The organism is Bacteroides sp. MSK.20.82, assembly GCF_019052485.1.
Taxonomy (GTDB): Bacteria; Bacteroidota; Bacteroidia; order Bacteroidales; family Bacteroidaceae; genus Bacteroides; species Bacteroides thetaiotaomicron.
This window is the reverse complement of the sequence record NZ_JAHQUN010000001.1, coordinates 93,976-112,392: the sequence shown is the minus strand read 5'-3', so window position 1 is coordinate 112,392 and position 18,417 is coordinate 93,976. Positions and strand designations below refer to the sequence as shown.

Genomic DNA, 18,417 nt, shown 5'->3' with positions numbered 1-18,417 from the left:
AGTAGCGACGCGGTGATTATCTGAAAATAATCACGTATATTTGCCAAGCTAACAATTCTAAAATCTTAATTTTTGATTTATAATTTATTAATTAAAAGAAATGGGTAGAGTTCTTATTATCGGTGCAGGCGGTGTTGGTACTGTCGTAGCACACAAAGTGGCACAAAATGCCGATGTATTCACAGACATCATGATTGCCAGCCGTACAAAGGAGAAATGCGATAATATCGTCAAAGCTATAGGCAATCCCAATATAAAAACCGCCAAAGTGGATGCGGATAATGTAGATGAACTGGTAGCTTTATTCAATGACTTTAAGCCGGAAATGGTAATCAACGTTGCTCTTCCTTATCAGGATCTTACCATTATGGAAGCCTGTCTGAAGGCGGGTGTCAACTACCTGGATACAGCCAACTATGAGCCGAAAGATGAAGCTCATTTTGAATACAGCTGGCAATGGGCTTACCACGACCGTTTCAAGGAAGCAGGTCTGACTGCCATTCTTGGTTGCGGTTTCGATCCGGGAGTCAGTGGAATCTACACAGCCTATGCAGCCAAACATTATTTCGACGAAATCCAATATCTGGATATCGTAGACTGTAATGCAGGAAATCATCATAAAGCATTTGCCACCAATTTTAATCCGGAAATCAATATCCGCGAAATTACTCAGAACGGACGTTATTACGAGAATGGTCAATGGGTGACAACCGGTCCGCTGGAAATCCACAAAGATCTGACTTATCCTAATATTGGTCCACGTGATTCCTATCTTCTTTATCATGAAGAACTGGAATCGTTGGTCAAGCATTTCCCGACTATCAAGCGTGCCCGTTTCTGGATGACTTTCGGACAAGAATATCTGACTCACTTACGCGTGATTCAGAATATCGGCATGGCCCGTATCGATGAAGTTGATTATAACGGAACTAAAATCGTACCATTACAATTCTTGAAAGCAGTATTGCCTAACCCACAGGATTTAGGTGAGAACTATGAAGGTGAAACCTCTATCGGTTGCCGTATCCGTGGCATCAAAGACGGAAAAGAACGTACTTACTATGTCTACAACAACTGCAGCCATCAGGAAGCTTACAAGGAAACAGGTATGCAGGGAGTCAGCTACACTACCGGTGTTCCGGCTATGATCGGTGCCATGATGTTCTTCAAAGGCGAATGGCAACGTCCGGGTGTAAACAATGTAGAAGAATTTAATCCGGATCCGTTCATGGAACAGCTCAATAAGCAGGGACTGCCTTGGCATGAAGTGTTTGATAAAGATCTGGAACTATAATAGAACGAGTCAGAATGAAGAATATAGGAGATAAAGCACCGGAAGTATTAGGTATCAATGAAAAAGGTGAAGAGATCCGCCTAAGTGCTTATAAAGGAAAAAAGATAGTACTGTATTTCTATCCGAAAGACAGTACATCGGGGTGCACGGCACAGGCATGCAGTCTGCGCGACAACTATTCCGAACTGCGTAAAGCCGGTTACGAAGTAATTGGTGTCAGCGTAGACAGCGAGAAGTCGCACCAAAAATTCATCGATAAGAATAATCTTCCTTTTACACTGATAGCCGATACGGACAAAAAGTTGGTAGAAGAATTTGGTGTATGGGGAGAGAAAAAGCTGTATGGACGTGCCTATATGGGAACCTTCCGCACTACTTTCCTGATCAATGAAGAAGGAATCATAGAACGGATTATCACTCCCAAAGAAGTGAAAACCAAAGAGCATGCCTCACAGATTTTAAATCAATAAATCCATTAATTATAAGAATAAGGTATGGCAAAGAAAGACGAACTTAATTTTGAAACAGATAATAAAATGGCATCAAGCGAAAAACTGAAAGCCTTACAGGCTACCATGGAAAAGATAGAAAAGAACTTCGGTAAAGGTTCTATCATGAAAATGGGTGATGATAGTGTTGAACAAGTGGAAGTGATTCCTACCGGCTCCATTGCTTTAAACGTGGCACTTGGCGTAGGAGGATATCCTAGGGGAAGAATCATCGAAATCTATGGTCCGGAATCTTCCGGTAAAACGACTCTGGCTATTCACGCCATTGCCGAAGCACAAAAAGCCGGTGGTATCGCCGCTTTTATTGATGCCGAACATGCCTTCGACCGTTTTTATGCAGCGAAATTAGGCGTGGATGTAGACAATCTCTGGATTTCTCAACCGGACAATGGAGAGCAGGCCTTGGAAATAGCCGAACAGTTAATCCGTTCTTCCGCTATTGATATTATTGTTATTGACTCCGTAGCAGCATTAACTCCGAAAGCAGAAATTGAAGGCGACATGGGTGACAATAAGGTAGGTTTGCAGGCACGTCTGATGTCACAGGCTTTGCGTAAATTGACCGGTACAGTCAGCAAAACACGTACGACTTGTATCTTTATCAACCAGCTCCGTGAAAAGATTGGCGTCATGTTCGGTAATCCGGAAACAACGACAGGTGGTAACGCATTGAAGTTCTATGCTTCTGTACGTATAGATATCCGTGGTAGCCAGCCAATCAAAGACGGTGAAGAAGTTCTTGGTAAACTGACTAAGGTGAAAGTGGTGAAGAACAAAGTAGCACCTCCTTTCCGCAAAGCAGAATTTGACATCATGTTTGGTGAAGGTATTTCTCACTCCGGAGAAATCATCGATTTGGGCGCAGAACTGGGAATCATCAAAAAGAGCGGTTCATGGTATAGCTACAATGACACTAAACTTGGTCAAGGACGTGATGCAGCCAAGGTATGTATCAAAGATAATCCCGAACTTGCTGAAGAACTGGAAGGATTGATCTTCGAAGCCTTGAATAAAAAATAAGTTGTTTCAACCGATTCAACTAAGAATAAATAATATAAGCTGTCTCATCCGATGTTTTGAGACAGCTTATTTTTAGCTTAAACATAAAAATGTCCCCTATCTGAATTTGTACTGTGAGAATTCAGATAGGGGACATTTCTTTCACTTTTTATATGAAATAGATATAGGCTAATGTACTTAAACTAATAACTACCCATAACAAAACGCCTTGGATCAAAGGTTTGACACCGACAGATCTTAGAACATCCAAAGAAAGGGAAGCGCCTATAAAAAACATGGTAATAGTTAATGTCTTGCGTGCAATTCCATTGATGGCAGCACCCAACTGTGGCACGCCATTCAGTAAATATGTATTCGCAATCATAGCCAGAATAAAGAAGAAAATAAACCAAGGAATACTTATCTTCTGTCCTTTACTTTTAAATATAAAAGAAGTGGCGAATGCCATTGGTATGATCCAAAGAGCACGGGTCAACTTGATAGTTGTAGCAACCTTCAGTGCTTCTTCACCATAAGCAGCACCTGCTCCCACCACAGAACTGGTATCATGAATAGCAATGGCAGCCCATGTGCCAAACTGATGTTCGGTCATATCCAAAGCATGTCCGATAGCCGGGAAGATAAAAAGCGCAATAGCATTCAGAATAAAGATCGTTCCCAATGCCACAGACATTTCACTGTCTTTGGCCCTCAGCACCGGCCCTACTGCCGCAATAGCACTACCACCACAGATAGCAGTTCCCGAACTAATCAGATAGGAAGTATTTCTGTCTATCTTGAAGATTTTACGACCAATAAACCAGCCGATGAGCAACGTGCCTACCACAGAAATAACAGTGAACTCCATCCCTTCTTTACCAGATGCTAAAGCCGACTGAAGATTCATACCGAATCCCAATCCTACTACAGAATATTGCAGCAAATATTTAGATGTCTTTTTATTAAATTTGGGATGTGCCTGTCCGCAGGTTAATGCGAAAATAAGTCCGAGAAACAAAGCTACTGGAGGAGTCACCCATGCGGACCATGCTTGTAAACCAGGAATATAATCTAAAAATAAGAAAAAAGTTAAAGTAGAAAGTATTGCAACGTAAATTGTCTTGTTGTTGGTTTGCAACGTTTTTGTAGCGCTTGAAATCATTTTTTTATCTTTTTATAATTTTGCGGGTGCAAAGGTACGGCAAACAATCAAGACAACCCAATTGTTTCTAATTATGTATTATAACTTTTTGTTATAGCCACTTCTCTTATTGTTACATTATGCTCCTACGATGTCCTTTCCAAATGGTGATAATGCTAACGCAGCCAACTTAAAGTGCTGCAAACCAAAAGGAATACCGATAATGGTTATACACAGAACAATTCCGAAAGCCAAATGTGACAGACAAATCCAAATGCCACCCAAAAATAACCACAGAATATTCATCAGTATATAAAGACATCCACTCGAACGCCTGCCACTTCTCACCTCTTTACCGAAAGGCCATAAAGCAAGTCCGGCTAACTTTAACGTCTGTATACCAAAAGGAATACCTACGATCGTAAACATCATCAGCAGACTTGAAATAAGGTACTCCACTGCAGTAAAGATACCACCAAGCAGCAACCACAATAAGTTCATAAAACAACCCATATATATAGTATTAGTTATTTTCCACATTCGACTATACAAAGATACAGAAGAAATATGAGAATTTAAATGGCTTTTTTATAAACTTTCTCTTTTACTATTTCATCGAAGCTTTATGCAAAATGATACGTTCAATGGCTATACCTTCGTTTCCTTGCAGATCAAATACTATCCCTTTTTACTGAGAAATGATGAGAGACTAAATCTTTTTTTATTTTTTTAGTAGATAGTGAAAATCTATCTGCTCTGCCAAGAGATACAGTTTCACCACATCATGAGGTAGCCCTGCAGTTGGGATATGATTCGCATGAAAAGAAGCAACACCTACAAGTTCTTGCTATGATGCCCCGCAAAGCGCATAAAAACTTGAGATAATCCTCCCTCCTGCCCTTGTAGCTGCACAAAATTAAATTCGCGCAACATTGGCATCCCTTTTATCTCAACTACCCGTAAAGTGCCGGCCACAAGTTCTTTATGCACCGACCGGATAGAAACAATTCCCATACAATCAGTATGTTCCAAAAAGAGCTTGATACTCTCCGTACCACCAAGATACATCAGAACATTCAAAGAAGACAGCTTCAGATTGTGTTGCGACAGGGCTCGTTCAAATACATCCAACGTCCCCGAACCTCTTTCACGCAAAACCAAAGGGATATCCGGCAATTCTGCAGGTGTTATCTCCTCCTGAATATTTAGTTTACTGTTCACATGCACTACCGCAACCAGTTCATCTTGCAAAAACAGAGTATATTTCAGATTAGGTAAACGAAAAATACCTTCCACCAATCCCAATTCAATCCGGTGTTCTTGCAAAGCGACCTCCACTCCCCGAGAGTTTCCATTAAGGACGGAAAGATTGACTTGTGGAAACTTCGCAATAAAATGAGCCAATAAAGGGGGCAGAACATATTGAGCAATCGTCGTGCTAGCTCCCAGTTTCAACTCTCCAATATACTCGTTATGCAACAAATGCATTTCATATTCAAGCCGCTTGTAATCATCTAAAATCTTTTCGCTATGCTTCAGCAGTAATTCACCGGCAACAGTCAATGAGATTTTACTCCCCTGACGTTCGAACAAACGAGCCTGATAATAAGTCTCCAATTCCTGAATATGCTTAGTGATAGCAGGCTGGCTGACAAACAATTCTTGCGAAGCCTTTGTAAAACTCAGATTCTTCGCTACGCTCTGAAATACTTTTAAACGAAAATCGGACACCTTTTTATTTGAGTTATTTGAGGATTAAAATTCAAAATCAAGAATTAAACACAAGGACTATAGTTCTTCAGCTCTGATTCCTAATGCCTGCATAACAGGAAATGCCAACATATCCCACTTATACTCTACCTGCACTTCAGGCTCATTCATACGAAACTGGATAATCTCCTTGCCTTTCACTTCATGCAACGCATCGGATACTTTCTTTCCATATTCTTCATTGAAAGAAACGACAATCATCCTTTTCACATCAGCCGAATCAGCAACGATAGACAATAAATCCAAAAACAAATCTTCACGTGAAACCATCCCTTCCGAAGGAACACTTGCAAATGAATATTCACCATAAGGACTCTGAAAAGCGACTCCATTCAACTCCTTCACCAAATCGGAAGGATGGCAATGTACAAGCTGATCGGACTCTTTATCGTAAACAAAAAGAAATTGTATTTCATTTTTCCCTTCCGTGATTCCGGCATCCAGAGTCAGATAAGTGGTCAACATAGAAAGGTCGATATCCTGTAAAGAACGTCGCAAAGTCTCTTCAAAGTAACCTTTCATATCTGTAATTACAAAATTCAAGAAAGCAGCATCAATCAACACTACTGTTTCAGACAGTTTTATTTGAGGTTTATCATTCATACCTTATTTATAATATGATTACAGCGGATAAAGATACTACAATACTTTTATTTATTCACTTCATTTCGCGGCAAATTCGTCAGTATCATTCAGATGAAAAACGTCATTTTGTCTTCTAACTCTCTTATTATCATGCTATTTTGTCATATTTTTCTACTTGGCAAATCTTTTGAGCCCTTTCAAGTGTTATTAAAATCATGAAAAAAGAAAGGAGAACAACCATATGAACTTTAACAATTTTACCATCAAATCTCAAGAAGCGGTACAGGAGGCCGTAAATCTCGTACAAAGTCGGGGACAACAGGCGATTGAACCTGCTCATATCCTACATGGAGTAATGAAGGTAGGCGAAAATGTGACTAACTTCATCTTCCAAAAATTAGGAATGAACGGGCAACAGGTAGCCCTAGTCGTTGACAAACAGATCGATTCTTTGCCTAAAGTATCCGGAGGAGAACCTTACCTAAGTAGAGAATCTAATGAAGTATTGCAGAAGGCAACCCAGTATTCTAAAGAAATGGGAGATGAATTTGTTTCATTGGAACATATTCTGCTGGCTTTGCTAACTGTGAAAAGTACCGTATCCACCATCTTGAAAGATGCCGGAATGACGGAAAAAGAATTGCGTAACGCTATCAATGAACTCAGAAAAGGAGAAAAAGTTACTTCTCAATCCAGTGAAGACAACTATCAGTCATTGGAGAAATACGCTATCAATCTGAACGAAGCCGCCCGCAGCGGCAAGCTGGATCCTGTAATCGGACGTGACGAGGAAATCCGACGGGTACTGCAAATATTAAGCCGTAGAACTAAGAACAATCCGATTCTGATTGGTGAACCGGGTACAGGTAAGACAGCTATCGTAGAAGGATTGGCACATCGTATCCTCCGGGGAGACGTACCCGAAAACCTGAAAAACAAACAGGTCTACTCTCTCGATATGGGAGCATTGGTTGCAGGAGCAAAATATAAAGGAGAATTCGAAGAACGACTAAAATCAGTTGTCAATGAGGTAAAAAAATCAGAAGGTGATATAATCTTGTTTATTGATGAGATTCATACACTGGTAGGCGCCGGCAAAGGCGAAGGAGCAATGGATGCTGCAAATATTCTGAAACCGGCATTGGCACGTGGAGAACTACGTTCGATCGGTGCAACCACTCTCGATGAATATCAGAAGTATTTCGAAAAAGACAAAGCATTGGAACGTCGTTTCCAGATTGTACAGGTAGATGAACCGGATACTCTGAGTACCATTTCCATCCTTCGTGGATTGAAAGAACGCTACGAGAACCATCATCATGTACGTATCAAAGACGATGCCATCATAGCAGCTGTAGAACTGAGCAGCCGTTACATCACTGACCGTTTCTTGCCGGACAAAGCAATCGACCTGATGGATGAAGCAGCAGCCAAACTACGTATGGAAGTAGATTCTGTTCCGGAAGAGTTGGATGAAATCTCACGTAAGATCAAACAGTTAGAAATCGAACGTGAAGCCATTAAGCGTGAAAATGATAAGCCGAAACTGGAAATTATCGGCAAAGAACTGGCCGAACTAAAAGAAGTTGAGAAGTCTTTCAAAGCTAAATGGCAAAGTGAAAAAACGCTGATGGATAAAATCCAGCAAAACAAAGTGGAAATCGAGAATCTGAAGTTCGAAGCAGAGAAAGCAGAACGTGAAGGAGACTATGGAAAAGTCGCCGAAATCCGTTACGGAAAGCTTCAGGCTCTGGACAAAGAGATAGAAGATACGCAGGAGAAACTTCGTGGTATGCAAGGCGATAAAGCCATGATCAAAGAAGAAGTGGATGCTGAAGACATCGCTGACGTTGTTTCACGCTGGACGGGCATCCCTGTCAGCAAGATGATGCAAAGTGAGAAAGATAAATTATTGCATCTGGAAGACGAACTCCATCAACGAGTGATTGGACAGGACGAAGCAATTGAAGCGGTTGCAGATGCCGTACGTCGTAGCCGTGCCGGATTACAGGATCCCAAACGCCCGATCGGTTCTTTTATTTTCCTTGGAACGACCGGTGTCGGTAAAACTGAACTGGCAAAGGCATTGGCGGAATTCCTCTTTGACGATGAATCGATGATGACGCGTATAGATATGAGCGAGTATCAAGAAAAGCATAGTGTTTCTCGTTTGGTCGGAGCACCTCCGGGATACGTTGGATACGATGAAGGTGGCCAGCTGACAGAAGCCATTCGCCGGAAACCTTACTCAGTTGTTTTGTTTGACGAAATAGAAAAAGCGCATCCGGATGTTTTCAATATCCTGTTGCAAGTACTGGATGACGGACGACTCACTGACAACAAAGGAAGAGTAGTCAACTTCAAAAACACCATCATCATCATGACTTCAAATATGGGAAGTTCTTATATACAAAGTCAGATGGAGAAACTGAGCGGTTCGAATAAGGAAGAAGTTATCGAAGAAACGAAGAAGGAAGTGATGAATATGCTAAAGAAAACCATTCGTCCGGAATTCCTAAATCGTATTGACGAAACAATCATGTTCCTGCCGCTGACGGAAACTGAAATCAGGCAAATTGTACTCTTACAAATCAAAGGTGTACAAAAGATGCTTGCAGAAAACGGAGTTGAACTGGAAATGACAGATGCTGCTTTAATTTTCTTATCCCAAGTAGGATATGATCCTGAATTTGGAGCCCGTCCAGTAAAAAGAGCTATCCAGCGTTATTTACTGAACGATCTGTCGAAAAAGTTATTGTCTCAGGAAGTCGACAGAAGCAAAGCAATCATTGTTGACTCAAACGGAGACGGATTAGTGTTCAGAAACTAAATTATAGTTAGTTGTTATAAGGATAGCCGGTATGTTCTCAAGTGAGCATATCGGCTTTTTATATTCCTGAATATATAATTCTTCTTACTTCCGGCTGACAATTAGGATGGCTCATGACTAAGACATAAGTACCTTTTCTGGATATCTCCAAAGTGAGTGAAGGCAAGGCAAATCTATGTTTCTCTTTCAGCTCCCCCTGCGAATCATATAAAAATACCATTGTACCTACCAACATTCCTGTTAAGCACAATGTTCCTTTTTCATTATCAAGATAAACGTTTACCTCTTTATTTGTTATTACATCCATATTTTGTGCGTATATTAGCAGTCACAAAGATAGAGAAAAACTATGTTTATTTACTATATAAATAATAAAATATTCATGCAAACATAAGATTGCTTAAAGAACACTAAAGGGGATCCTTTAATTACGCAGACATATAAAAACACAAAAAAGCGTGACAACTTGCAACATTGTCACGCTTTCCTTATTACATTTATACATCTAAGCCATCAATGTTTCATGACTTATTTTTCATCAGTCGCAACCTCTTCTTCAGCTTCCGGCTCTGATTTAAATTCTGTAATTCCATTCGAAATTAAGATGTTATACCAGGAAATCAATTTCTTAATATCCGCAACGTATACTCTTTCACGATCAAAGTTAGGCAATACCTCCCCTAAATACTCGCGTAACTGCTCCGGAGTAGCTTTTTTAGGGTCAATGGAGGTGACTGCAGTATTTTCTTTTTTCTTCATAGCTTCCAGCACATCATACAAAGGTACTTCAGCATCATCTGTATACATTGCTATATCTGCCAAAGAGATAATTTTCTCATTACCATAAGCGGGGAAACGTTTTTTATCTGCACTGATTGATTCAACAATCAACATATTTTTTCCTTGCGAAATTAGTTTGTACAATCCCGGTTTACCGGAGATAGACAGGATAGTCTTCAACATAGTATATATTCTTTTATTTATTAATTATTTTTTTGCGGAGCAAAGGTAATGATTATTTTTAGATAGCAAAGAAATAAACTTCAAAACCTGCGGAATTAAAGGGGTTTCATCGTCATTCACGATTACAAAATCAGCATGATTCCGCTTAACCTCATCGCTCATTTGCGCTTCGATACGTTTCATTATCAATTCCCTTGAAGAATAGTCACGCCTAATTGCCCGTTCCACTCTCACCTCCAACGGTGCATATACCATTACTACAAAGTCTACTTCCTGCTTAAAGCCTGCTTCCAGAAGGATGGCAGATTCCATACCGACCATAGCTATATCACCTTTCCCTTTCACCCATCGCCTGAAGTCTTCTTTCACCTGCGGATGAATGACAGCATTCACTTTTTTCGCATGTTCGGGGCTTCCAAATATATAAGATGCTAATAAAGGACGATTCAATTCTCCATTCAGGAAAACATCCTGTCCGACCAAGGCGCAAAGTTCCCGGCGTATCACATCATTCGTATGAGTGATACGCTTCGCCTCAATATCGGAAATATAAACGGGGATTCCCATAATCTCCAGCAATCTGGAAACTACACTTTTTCCACTACCGATACCGCCGGTAATACCTATTTTAATAGCCATCGGAAGAAACTTGTTCTATCAGAAAATCAACTTGCTCGGGTACAATACGGATTTGATTGATTCCACGGGGAGCCGACTTCAACTTCACCGTATATTTATCCGATCCTAATTTTAGCAGTTCCTCATAAGAAACATTAATCACAAAATCACTGGCTTTAATGCTACGAAAACGCTTTAAACCCACTTGAAAAGTAATTTGAACCTTCGATGGAAAAGCACGGAGCACTTTATCTGCCGGGAAGTTAATCCCACGTAACGGCACCTCCACGGTTTTCTCAGTATAAATATCAACAGGGAAAGTCAGTTCAACCGAGGCGGGAACAAACTTCACTCCTTTTTTATTATCCAAGGCAACCCGTTGCCGAATCGTATCCGATATATTTTCAAGATTTACCTCTTGAGTATAAGCGGTTGTTATAGTATCCAAAATTCCGGCCGGAGCATATACCAATACGGAATCCGGACTGCAAATGGTATCAGAAACATAATATTGAAGCCCTGCAGTCACTTTTCCTTGAAAATGAACGGGTACTAATTTGGACTTGCCTGTCGAATAGATATAATCTAACGTATCAGGTTTTATTGAAAGTATCTTAGAAGAAGCATTCAATTGACTGAGTATCTTCTTTTCAAACTCAGAGGCAAAGATTTTCACGTGATTATTTTGCCCTTTATAGTCAGGGAAACTCAGATTTACCGGAAAGAAACTCTTCCCCAACATATAATTGAGAAGCACTGTTCCTTTATCTTTTACCCGGACGCGAAGTTCGGAAGGAGGTTCCGAAGTGAGCACAATATTATTAGGGACATCCTTCATCCTCACCGGGATAGAGAATTCCGCTTCATAGTCATTATTAAGAGTCTGAATCAGCCAGAATCCACTGGCTATCAGGAAAAAAAATAAAAAAATTAAGAACTCCCTGCTTTTATCACTAAGCAGGAAATCCTTAATTCTCTTGGATAGTCTTAAATATGTATATCTTAATTTCCTACGATCAAGCATAGGGTATTTGTTTACTAAAGATTATTTAGACTGATTGCCGGCAGCCGAAGCATCAGCAAAAATAGAATTCTTATCTATTTTAATCTTCACGTTAGAAGCGATTTCAAGTACTATATAATCATCAGTAATCTCTTTGATTGTACCATGGATACCACCTGCAGTAATTACCGACTGGTTTACCTGAAGAGATTTACGGAAATTAGCAATTTCTTTCTGCTTCTTATTTTGAGGGCGAATCATAAAGAAATACATGATAACAAACATAGCTATCAGCATGATCCACATCATACTTCCACCTCCCGCTGCGGGAGCTTGCAATAATACAGTCAATAAGTTCATAAATAATCAAGTTTTAGTTTCTACTATATGGACAAAGGTATCAGTTTTTAGTCAACTTACCTTCTTTTTTCAATTGATTAACTATTCCATCCAGCGTTCCGTTGATAAAGCTACCGCTCTTGGCAGTGCTATACAACTTCGCAATTTCTACATATTCATTTAACGAAACACTTACCGGAATGTTCGGGAAACTTAAAATTTCGGCTAAAGCAGTCTGCATAATGATAATATCCATAAATGCGATACGATCCAAATCCCAGTTTTTCGTATTCTCGCTCACAAGATGACGGTAATAGTCAGCATTCAGAATTGTACGACGGAACAAGCGGCGTGCAAATTCCTGATCTTCGTCATCCTTGAATTCGGGAAGTAATTCCTGATTTGCTCCGTTCTTTTCTTCAAAACGCTTAATCGTTTTCAAGACAAAGGTATCTACAATCTCTTTATCATCATTCCAATACAGACTCTGGTCTTCCAGCACCTGATCAAGAGAATCATTATTAAATATATATGTTTTATAGAGTTTTCTCCACAGTTCGCGGTCAGCTTCATATGAATTGTCACCGGAAGCCATATAATCTTTATAAATATCGCTTTCTACTATTTTCTCATAAAGCTCTTTGACGAAATCCTGATCATTTGCCCAAGTTCGCTTCTGATTGGATATAAACTCGGTCAGTTGCTTGTTCACCTCCAGCTGTGCAACAAACTTATTATCCACAAACTTTGTGTTGGGATACAACTCTTCTTTAGTAGGAGCCAGTTTTGCTTTTGCCGCATCAATGCGTTTTTGTGCATACTCTGTTAATGCCATCATCAGCATTAACAAATAATTATAAAGGTCATACGCCTTTGAAAGGCTGAAGAATAACTCTTTCTCCGCTGAGTCTAGATTTTTGCTGCCATTTTGGTAATAGGCATACACTATTTGTATAATCTTAAGACGAATAAGAACTCTGTTGATCATAATTCAAATTAATACTGTTATTATCGAACTGCAAAAGTAGATATTTTTAATGAGTTTCCACAAATAAATCACATTTTTTAATGCAGTATTTGATTCTCTGCGCTTTTTCTTTTGACAGTTTAAAAAAAATATCCAATTTTGAGGCCGATTATTAACGGACCCAATGATATGGAAGATTTTAAAAAGAAAATGAACGCAGACATGAATGATAAGGAGATCGTTTTCTCCAAGTCCATCAAAGCAGGTAAACGCATCTATTACCTCGATGTGAAGAAGAACCGTAAAGATGAAATGTTTTTAGCTATTACGGAGAGTAAGAAAGTGGTGATGGGAGAAGGAGATGACTCTCAAGTTAGCTTCGAAAAGCATAAAATCTTCTTATATAAGGAGGATTTTCAGAAATTTATGGCAGGATTGACAGAAGCCATCAGTTTTATTAACCACAGTGACATGAACGATTACATCAGCCGCCTGAACGAAGAAGCTGATATAAAAAGAGAACAGGAAGCTCTTGCCGAAGAAGCACAAGAGGACAAGCTGGAAAACGAAATTAAGATTGATATTGACTTTTAAAGAGGTAACTCTTTGATATTTCAAAAAAAAACAGTACTTTTGCACCGCTTTTTTGCAACATCATGTGATAATCCACATCGTGTAATGGTGAATTAAGCAAAATAACTTAATTTAGAGTAACACAATTTTTTAAGAAATGAAATCAATTGAAGTAAAAGGAACTGCAAGAACTATTGCAGAACGCTCTTCGGAACAAGCAAGAGCTTTGAAAGAAATTCGTAAGAACGGTGGTGTACCTTGTGTACTTTACGGAGCCGGTGAAGTTGTTCACTTTACAGTGACTAACGAAGGTCTTCGTAACTTGGTTTATACTCCGCACATTTACGTAGTAGATTTGGATATCGATGGCAAAAAAGTAAACGCTATCCTGAAAGATATTCAATTCCACCCGGTAAAAGACAACATTCTTCATGTTGACTTCTATCAGATTGACGAAGCTAAACCTATCGTTATGGAAGTTCCGGTACAGCTGGAAGGTCTTGCAGAAGGTGTGAAAGCCGGTGGTAAGCTTGCATTGCAGATGCGTAAGATCAAAGTGAAAGCTCTGTACAATGTAATTCCTGAAAAACTGATTGTTAACGTATCTCACCTGGGATTGGGTAAGACTGTTAAAGTTGGCGAACTGAGCTTTGAAGGTCTTGAACTGATCAGCGCTAAGGAAGCAGTTGTATGTGCTGTTAAGTTGACTCGTGCAGCAAGAGGTGCAGCAGCAGCCGCTGGAAAGTAATTTGAGATTATCCCTGTAAAGAGATATAGCAAAACGCAGATTAATGCAGATTAAAGCAGATGTTCAGTCTGCATTAGTTTGCGTTAATCTGCGTTTCTCTTTTCATATTCACGAACTGTTTTTTACGAAAAAACAATGATTAAATATCTAATTGTCGGACTAGGAAACATTGGACCCGAATATCATGAAACCCGGCACAATATTGGTTTCATGACAGTAGAGGCATTGGCAAGAATCAACAATGCTCCTCCCTTTATTGACGGACGCTACGGATTTACCACTAGTTTTTCGATCAAAGGACGCCAGTTAATCCTGCTCAAACCGTCAACTTTCATGAACCTGAGCGGACTGGCTGTTCGCTATTGGATGCAAAAAGAAAACATCCCATTGGAAAATGTGTTAATAGTAGTAGATGATTTGGCTCTCCCCTTCGGTACTCTGCGTCTGAAAGGAAAAGGAAGTGACGCCGGACATAATGGTCTGAAGCACATAGCAGCCATTTTAGGAACTCAAAACTATGCCCGTTTACGCTTTGGTATCGGAAATGACTTCCCCAAAGGCGGACAAATTGATTATGTACTCGGACACTTTACTGACGAAGATCGCAAGACAATGGATGAAAGACTGGAAACTGCCGGAGAAATCATTAAAAGTTTCTGTCTGGCAGGTATTGATATTACCATGAACCAGTTCAATAAGAAATAGGAGTATTTACAATTGATTATTTCACAGCGTATATATGCAAACGGTCAGTAAGTACTCCACCATGACACATGGTACACTGTTAATTAATAAATTATCAACATATGGCAGAAGCAAGAATAGATAAATGGATGTGGGCTGTTCGTATTTTCAAGACACGCACAATTGCCGCCGAAGCCTGCAAGATGAACCGTGTCACTATCAACGGAGCATACGTAAAGGCATCTCGCATGATAAAGCCGGGTGATGTGGTTCAAGTTAAGAAACCGCCTATCACCTATTCATTCAAAGTGTTGCAAGCTATCGAAAAACGAGTAGGTGCCAAACTTGTACCCGATGTAATGGAAAACGTTACCACTCCCGACCAATACGAACTATTGGAAATGAGTAAAATCAGTGGATTCATTGATCGCGCACGGGGAACCGGACGTCCAACCAAAAAAGACCGCAGAAGTCTGGAGGAATTCACAGCTCCGGAATTTATGGATGATTTTGATTTCGACTTTGATTTCGACGAAGATAAGTAAATAATGAACGGTGAATAAACTTATAGCATGAAGTTACAAGTTTATTCACCGTTCACTATTTTACCAACTATTGGTTAGAGATTTGCTTTCACAGCATCAATTAGTTCCTGATATTCAGCATCGGTCAAATAAACTTTTCCCGGATTCATCTGGAATATACCACCATAATCAGGTCCGTCTACATATTTCGGAGCCAGATGGAAATGCAGATGAGATAATTTATCTGAGTAAGCACCATAGTTGATCTTTTCCGGCTGGAAAGCTTTCTGCATTGCACGGGTAACACGTGCCACATCAGCCATAAATGCATTACGGTCTTCATCGCTCAATTCGTTCAAATCATTTACGTGATCCTTGTAAGCAACGAGGCAACGCCCCCGATAAGTTTGCTCTTTAAACAAAAACACACGTGATACACTAAGTTGCGCAATCTCAATCATCAGATTATGCAAAGTTTCATTGTTCTGGCAATACAGACATTCTTTTGGATCACTCTTCATGATATTCTTATTTTTATGTTTTGACAAAGCAAAAATAGTCGTTCTGCTTTTATTTCACCTGTATTTTTTCGTTTTTTTGATCGACTAATTGGTACACGTTCTCTTTTTCACCGACAACCCACACTACATCTCCCTCTTCGAACGGTGCATTTACATCCGGCACCATCAGAGTTCCATCTTCCCGTTCCACACCGGCTATCATACAATGATACTTATCCCGTATACCCGATTCACGGATTGTTTTACCCAGAAAAACGGAGTCTGCATCAATAATAAACTGCTTCAAAGTCATCTCTCCCTTCTCATACATCTCCCAGTCTATCTTCGCACCACTTTGCATGGCACTGCTAAATACATTCAATTGTTCGTCCGTTCCTATTACCTGTATCTTGTCCATAGGAAAAAGACGCACCGAGCCACCGGGAATATTAATCCTTCTCTTCCCTCGCAGGATAGAAGCGATATGAATGCCATATTTCTTTCCCAAATTTAGTTCCATCAACGTTTTTCCCGCCCAAGTGGATTCCCCCGGAATCTCCAAATCCGCCAAATGCAGATCATGCGATAACAGACGTCCGGCATATTCGGGTTTCTTCTCTCCCAAATATTCCGCACGCACTTCTCTGGAACGCAGATTTTGAAAGAAACGCCGTTCTATCAATATAGATTGCTTTTTCAAACGACGCGACCATACCATCAACAGGACTGCAAGCACAGCTACTCCAATAATCAATCCAATAGATGCCTTAAACAATCCCGATATCACAAAAATAACAAATAACGCCGCAATCATAATACGTATGACAATAGTAGACACCAATGGTGCACGATTGGCACGGTTATCATGCCACAGGGTCATAAATTCCACCGAATGGTTTTTCTTCACCATGATAGCACGCAGGAAAGGCGAAATGCAAAGGATAATAAAGACAGCCCCCAATAATGACGCCCAGAAATGAGGCAGGTTCTCCTTAAAGAATGGGACGACAAAACGGAAAGACAGTGCAATAATGGATATACTGACTATTGAATATACCACAGTTATGCGTACCATTGCCAGCAACAGCTTCTTCCACAAATTCTCATGATTAAGTGCTGTTTGCGAGCCCGAAGAATAACGCATTAAGAACTTTCGCCAGGAAGCGGGTAAATGAGCATCCACAAAAGAAGAAGCCGGTTCAGCCAGACGAATCATATAAGGAGTCAGGAAAGTGGTTATCACAGAAACTGCTACCACTATCGGATATAAGAAATCGCTCGTCACGTGCAGAGATACACCCAATGAAGCTATAATAAACGCAAATTCACCAATCTGAGTCAAACTGAAACCACACTGCATAGCCGTCTTCAAAGGTTTGCCGGAAAGAATCACGCCGAATGTTCCGAAGGTAGCCTGCCCCAAAATAACTGCTATCGTAATCACAATGATAGGTATTGCATATTCAATAATCATAGCAGGATCGACCATCATCCCCACCGATACAAAGAAAATTGCGCCAAAAAGATCTTTCACCGGCTTCACCAACCGGTCGATAGATTCCGCTTCGATCGTTTCCGCCAGAATAGATCCCATGATAAACGCACCGAATGCAGCAGAGAACCCTGTATTGGCTGCCATCACTACCATACCGAAACACAGTGCCAATGATACGATAAGCAGAGTTTCCTCTCCCATCAGTTTCCTGCAACGCTTCAAAAACTCCGGAATCAGATAGATACCTACTACAAACCACAAAATAAGAAAGAACAGCAGTTTCCCAATACTCTCCAGCATCTCGGTACCTTCAAAGTTATGACTTACCGCCATCGTAGAAAGCATTACCATCAATACAATAGCCAGTATATCCTCCAAAATCAGAATACTCAGTACAAGCCCGGTGAACTGCTTCTTCCTCAGTCCCAAGTCATCGAACGCCTTATAAATAATAGTGGTAGAAGACATCGCAATCATACCACCTAGAAACAGGCTGTCCATCCGATGCCAGCCGAATCCCATACCGACACCTATCCCCAGCAATATCATACAAAAGATGATGGTGCAGGCAGCGATGATAGCAGAACCTCCGACTTTTACGATTTTCTTAAAACTGAACTCCAGACCAAGAGCAAACAACAAGAAGATAACGCCAATATCCGCCCATGTCTTAATGTTGGCGGTATCCATTACTGATGGTGTATAAGGCATGTGCGGACTTGCCAGAAAACCGGCAACCACATATCCCAACACCAAAGGTTGCTTTAACTTCTTAAACAACAAAGTCATAACGCCGGCACAGATCAATATCAGCGCAAGATCGGCAATGAGTGTAGGTAATTGAGACATTGTTTCATCGTATTTGGTGACAAAAT

The 18,417-nt window shown here is 40.2% G+C and carries 20 protein-coding genes; 8 read left to right on the top strand and 12 right to left on the bottom strand.

Annotated features, from left to right (window positions below; all coding sequences use genetic code 11):
• Positions 1 to 100: 100 nt before the first annotated feature.
• The 3 genes from KTR07_RS00560 to recA are packed head-to-tail and all read left to right on the top strand — an operon-like array spanning position 101 to position 2,823.
• On the top strand, positions 101 to 1,294 hold the full coding sequence (locus KTR07_RS00560) for a saccharopine dehydrogenase family protein (protein WP_008764762.1): 1,194 nt from the start codon (positions 101 to 103) through the stop codon (positions 1,292 to 1,294).
• 14 nt (positions 1,295 to 1,308) lie between these two features.
• Entirely contained in the window at positions 1,309 to 1,764 is a 456-nt protein-coding gene (gene bcp, locus KTR07_RS00555) for a thioredoxin-dependent thiol peroxidase (protein WP_008760349.1), read from the top strand.
• A 24-nt stretch (positions 1,765 to 1,788) separates the two neighbouring features.
• Complete coding sequence (recA, locus tag KTR07_RS00550) at positions 1,789 to 2,823, top strand: recombinase RecA (protein ID WP_008760348.1); 1,035 nt, start codon at positions 1,789 to 1,791, stop codon at positions 2,821 to 2,823.
• A 148-nt stretch (positions 2,824 to 2,971) separates the two neighbouring features.
• Here recA and KTR07_RS00545 read toward each other — a convergent pair whose 3' ends face one another.
• The 4 genes from KTR07_RS00545 to KTR07_RS00530 all read right to left on the bottom strand — a co-directional run bounded on the left by KTR07_RS00545 (position 2,972) and on the right by KTR07_RS00530 (position 6,316).
• Positions 2,972 to 3,964, bottom strand: a complete 993-nt coding sequence (locus tag KTR07_RS00545) for a YeiH family protein (protein ID WP_048697265.1) — start codon at positions 3,962 to 3,964, stop codon at positions 2,972 to 2,974.
• Between the two features lie 117 nt (positions 3,965 to 4,081).
• The gene (locus KTR07_RS00540; RefSeq protein WP_008760346.1) at positions 4,082 to 4,456 is read right to left on the bottom strand and encodes a YccF domain-containing protein; all 375 of its coding nucleotides are present in this window, start codon (positions 4,454 to 4,456) and stop codon (positions 4,082 to 4,084) included.
• Between the two features lie 321 nt (positions 4,457 to 4,777).
• Complete coding sequence (locus KTR07_RS00535; protein WP_016268207.1) at positions 4,778 to 5,674, bottom strand: LysR family transcriptional regulator; 897 nt, start codon at positions 5,672 to 5,674, stop codon at positions 4,778 to 4,780.
• Positions 5,675 to 5,731: 57 nt separating this feature from the next.
• A complete protein-coding gene (locus KTR07_RS00530) occupies positions 5,732 to 6,316 on the bottom strand; it encodes a DUF6621 family protein (RefSeq protein WP_048697268.1) in 585 nt (194 codons plus the stop codon).
• A 223-nt stretch (positions 6,317 to 6,539) separates the two neighbouring features.
• On the opposite strand from KTR07_RS00530, the gene clpB reads away from it, so the two are divergent.
• A complete protein-coding gene (clpB, locus tag KTR07_RS00525; protein WP_048697271.1) occupies positions 6,540 to 9,128 on the top strand; it encodes an ATP-dependent chaperone ClpB in 2,589 nt (862 codons plus the stop codon).
• A 58-nt stretch (positions 9,129 to 9,186) separates the two neighbouring features.
• Here clpB and KTR07_RS00520 read toward each other — a convergent pair whose 3' ends face one another.
• From KTR07_RS00520 to nusB, 6 genes are all read right to left on the bottom strand, one after another.
• On the bottom strand, positions 9,187 to 9,435 hold the full coding sequence (locus KTR07_RS00520) for a hypothetical protein (RefSeq protein WP_008760342.1): 249 nt from the start codon (positions 9,433 to 9,435) through the stop codon (positions 9,187 to 9,189).
• Between the two features lie 221 nt (positions 9,436 to 9,656).
• A complete protein-coding gene (locus KTR07_RS00515; RefSeq protein WP_008760341.1) occupies positions 9,657 to 10,091 on the bottom strand; it encodes a DUF5606 domain-containing protein in 435 nt (144 codons plus the stop codon).
• Positions 10,092 to 10,115: 24 nt separating this feature from the next.
• The gene (gene coaE, locus KTR07_RS00510; RefSeq protein ID WP_008764748.1) at positions 10,116 to 10,730 is read right to left on the bottom strand and encodes a dephospho-CoA kinase; all 615 of its coding nucleotides are present in this window, start codon (positions 10,728 to 10,730) and stop codon (positions 10,116 to 10,118) included.
• Complete coding sequence (locus tag KTR07_RS00505; protein ID WP_011109340.1) at positions 10,720 to 11,733, bottom strand: CdaR family protein; 1,014 nt, start codon at positions 11,731 to 11,733, stop codon at positions 10,720 to 10,722. Before KTR07_RS00505 ends, coaE begins: the two co-directional genes overlap by 11 nt.
• A 21-nt stretch (positions 11,734 to 11,754) precedes the next feature.
• Positions 11,755 to 12,072: a preprotein translocase subunit YajC gene (yajC, locus tag KTR07_RS00500; RefSeq protein WP_008764747.1), complete on the bottom strand. Its 318-nt coding sequence runs from the start codon at positions 12,070 to 12,072 to the stop codon at positions 11,755 to 11,757.
• Positions 12,073 to 12,112: 40 nt separating this feature from the next.
• Positions 12,113 to 13,039, bottom strand: coding sequence for a transcription antitermination factor NusB (nusB, locus tag KTR07_RS00495; RefSeq protein ID WP_008760339.1), 927 nt, complete (start codon positions 13,037 to 13,039; stop codon positions 12,113 to 12,115).
• Positions 13,040 to 13,207: 168 nt separating this feature from the next.
• Between nusB and KTR07_RS00490 the strand changes: the two genes are divergently transcribed.
• From KTR07_RS00490 to KTR07_RS00475, 4 genes are all read left to right on the top strand, one after another.
• Positions 13,208 to 13,612, top strand: a complete 405-nt coding sequence (locus tag KTR07_RS00490) for a PUR family DNA/RNA-binding protein (protein ID WP_008760338.1) — start codon at positions 13,208 to 13,210, stop codon at positions 13,610 to 13,612.
• Between the two features lie 136 nt (positions 13,613 to 13,748).
• The gene (locus KTR07_RS00485) at positions 13,749 to 14,339 is read left to right on the top strand and encodes a 50S ribosomal protein L25/general stress protein Ctc (RefSeq protein WP_055217140.1); all 591 of its coding nucleotides are present in this window, start codon (positions 13,749 to 13,751) and stop codon (positions 14,337 to 14,339) included.
• Positions 14,340 to 14,477: 138 nt separating this feature from the next.
• Positions 14,478 to 15,044, top strand: a complete 567-nt coding sequence (pth, locus tag KTR07_RS00480; RefSeq protein WP_032813877.1) for an aminoacyl-tRNA hydrolase — start codon at positions 14,478 to 14,480, stop codon at positions 15,042 to 15,044.
• Positions 15,045 to 15,145: 101 nt separating this feature from the next.
• On the top strand, positions 15,146 to 15,568 hold the full coding sequence (locus tag KTR07_RS00475) for an RNA-binding S4 domain-containing protein (RefSeq protein ID WP_008760336.1): 423 nt from the start codon (positions 15,146 to 15,148) through the stop codon (positions 15,566 to 15,568).
• 74 nt (positions 15,569 to 15,642) lie between these two features.
• On the opposite strand, the gene KTR07_RS00470 is transcribed toward KTR07_RS00475, so the two are convergent.
• Both KTR07_RS00470 and KTR07_RS00465 read right to left on the bottom strand, forming a co-directional pair.
• Positions 15,643 to 16,068, bottom strand: coding sequence for an HIT family protein (locus KTR07_RS00470; protein ID WP_004309783.1), 426 nt, complete (start codon positions 16,066 to 16,068; stop codon positions 15,643 to 15,645).
• A gap of 49 nt (positions 16,069 to 16,117) precedes the next feature.
• Entirely contained in the window at positions 16,118 to 18,391 is a 2,274-nt protein-coding gene (locus KTR07_RS00465; protein WP_113748682.1) for a cation:proton antiporter, read from the bottom strand.
• Positions 18,392 to 18,417: the final 26 nt, after the last annotated feature.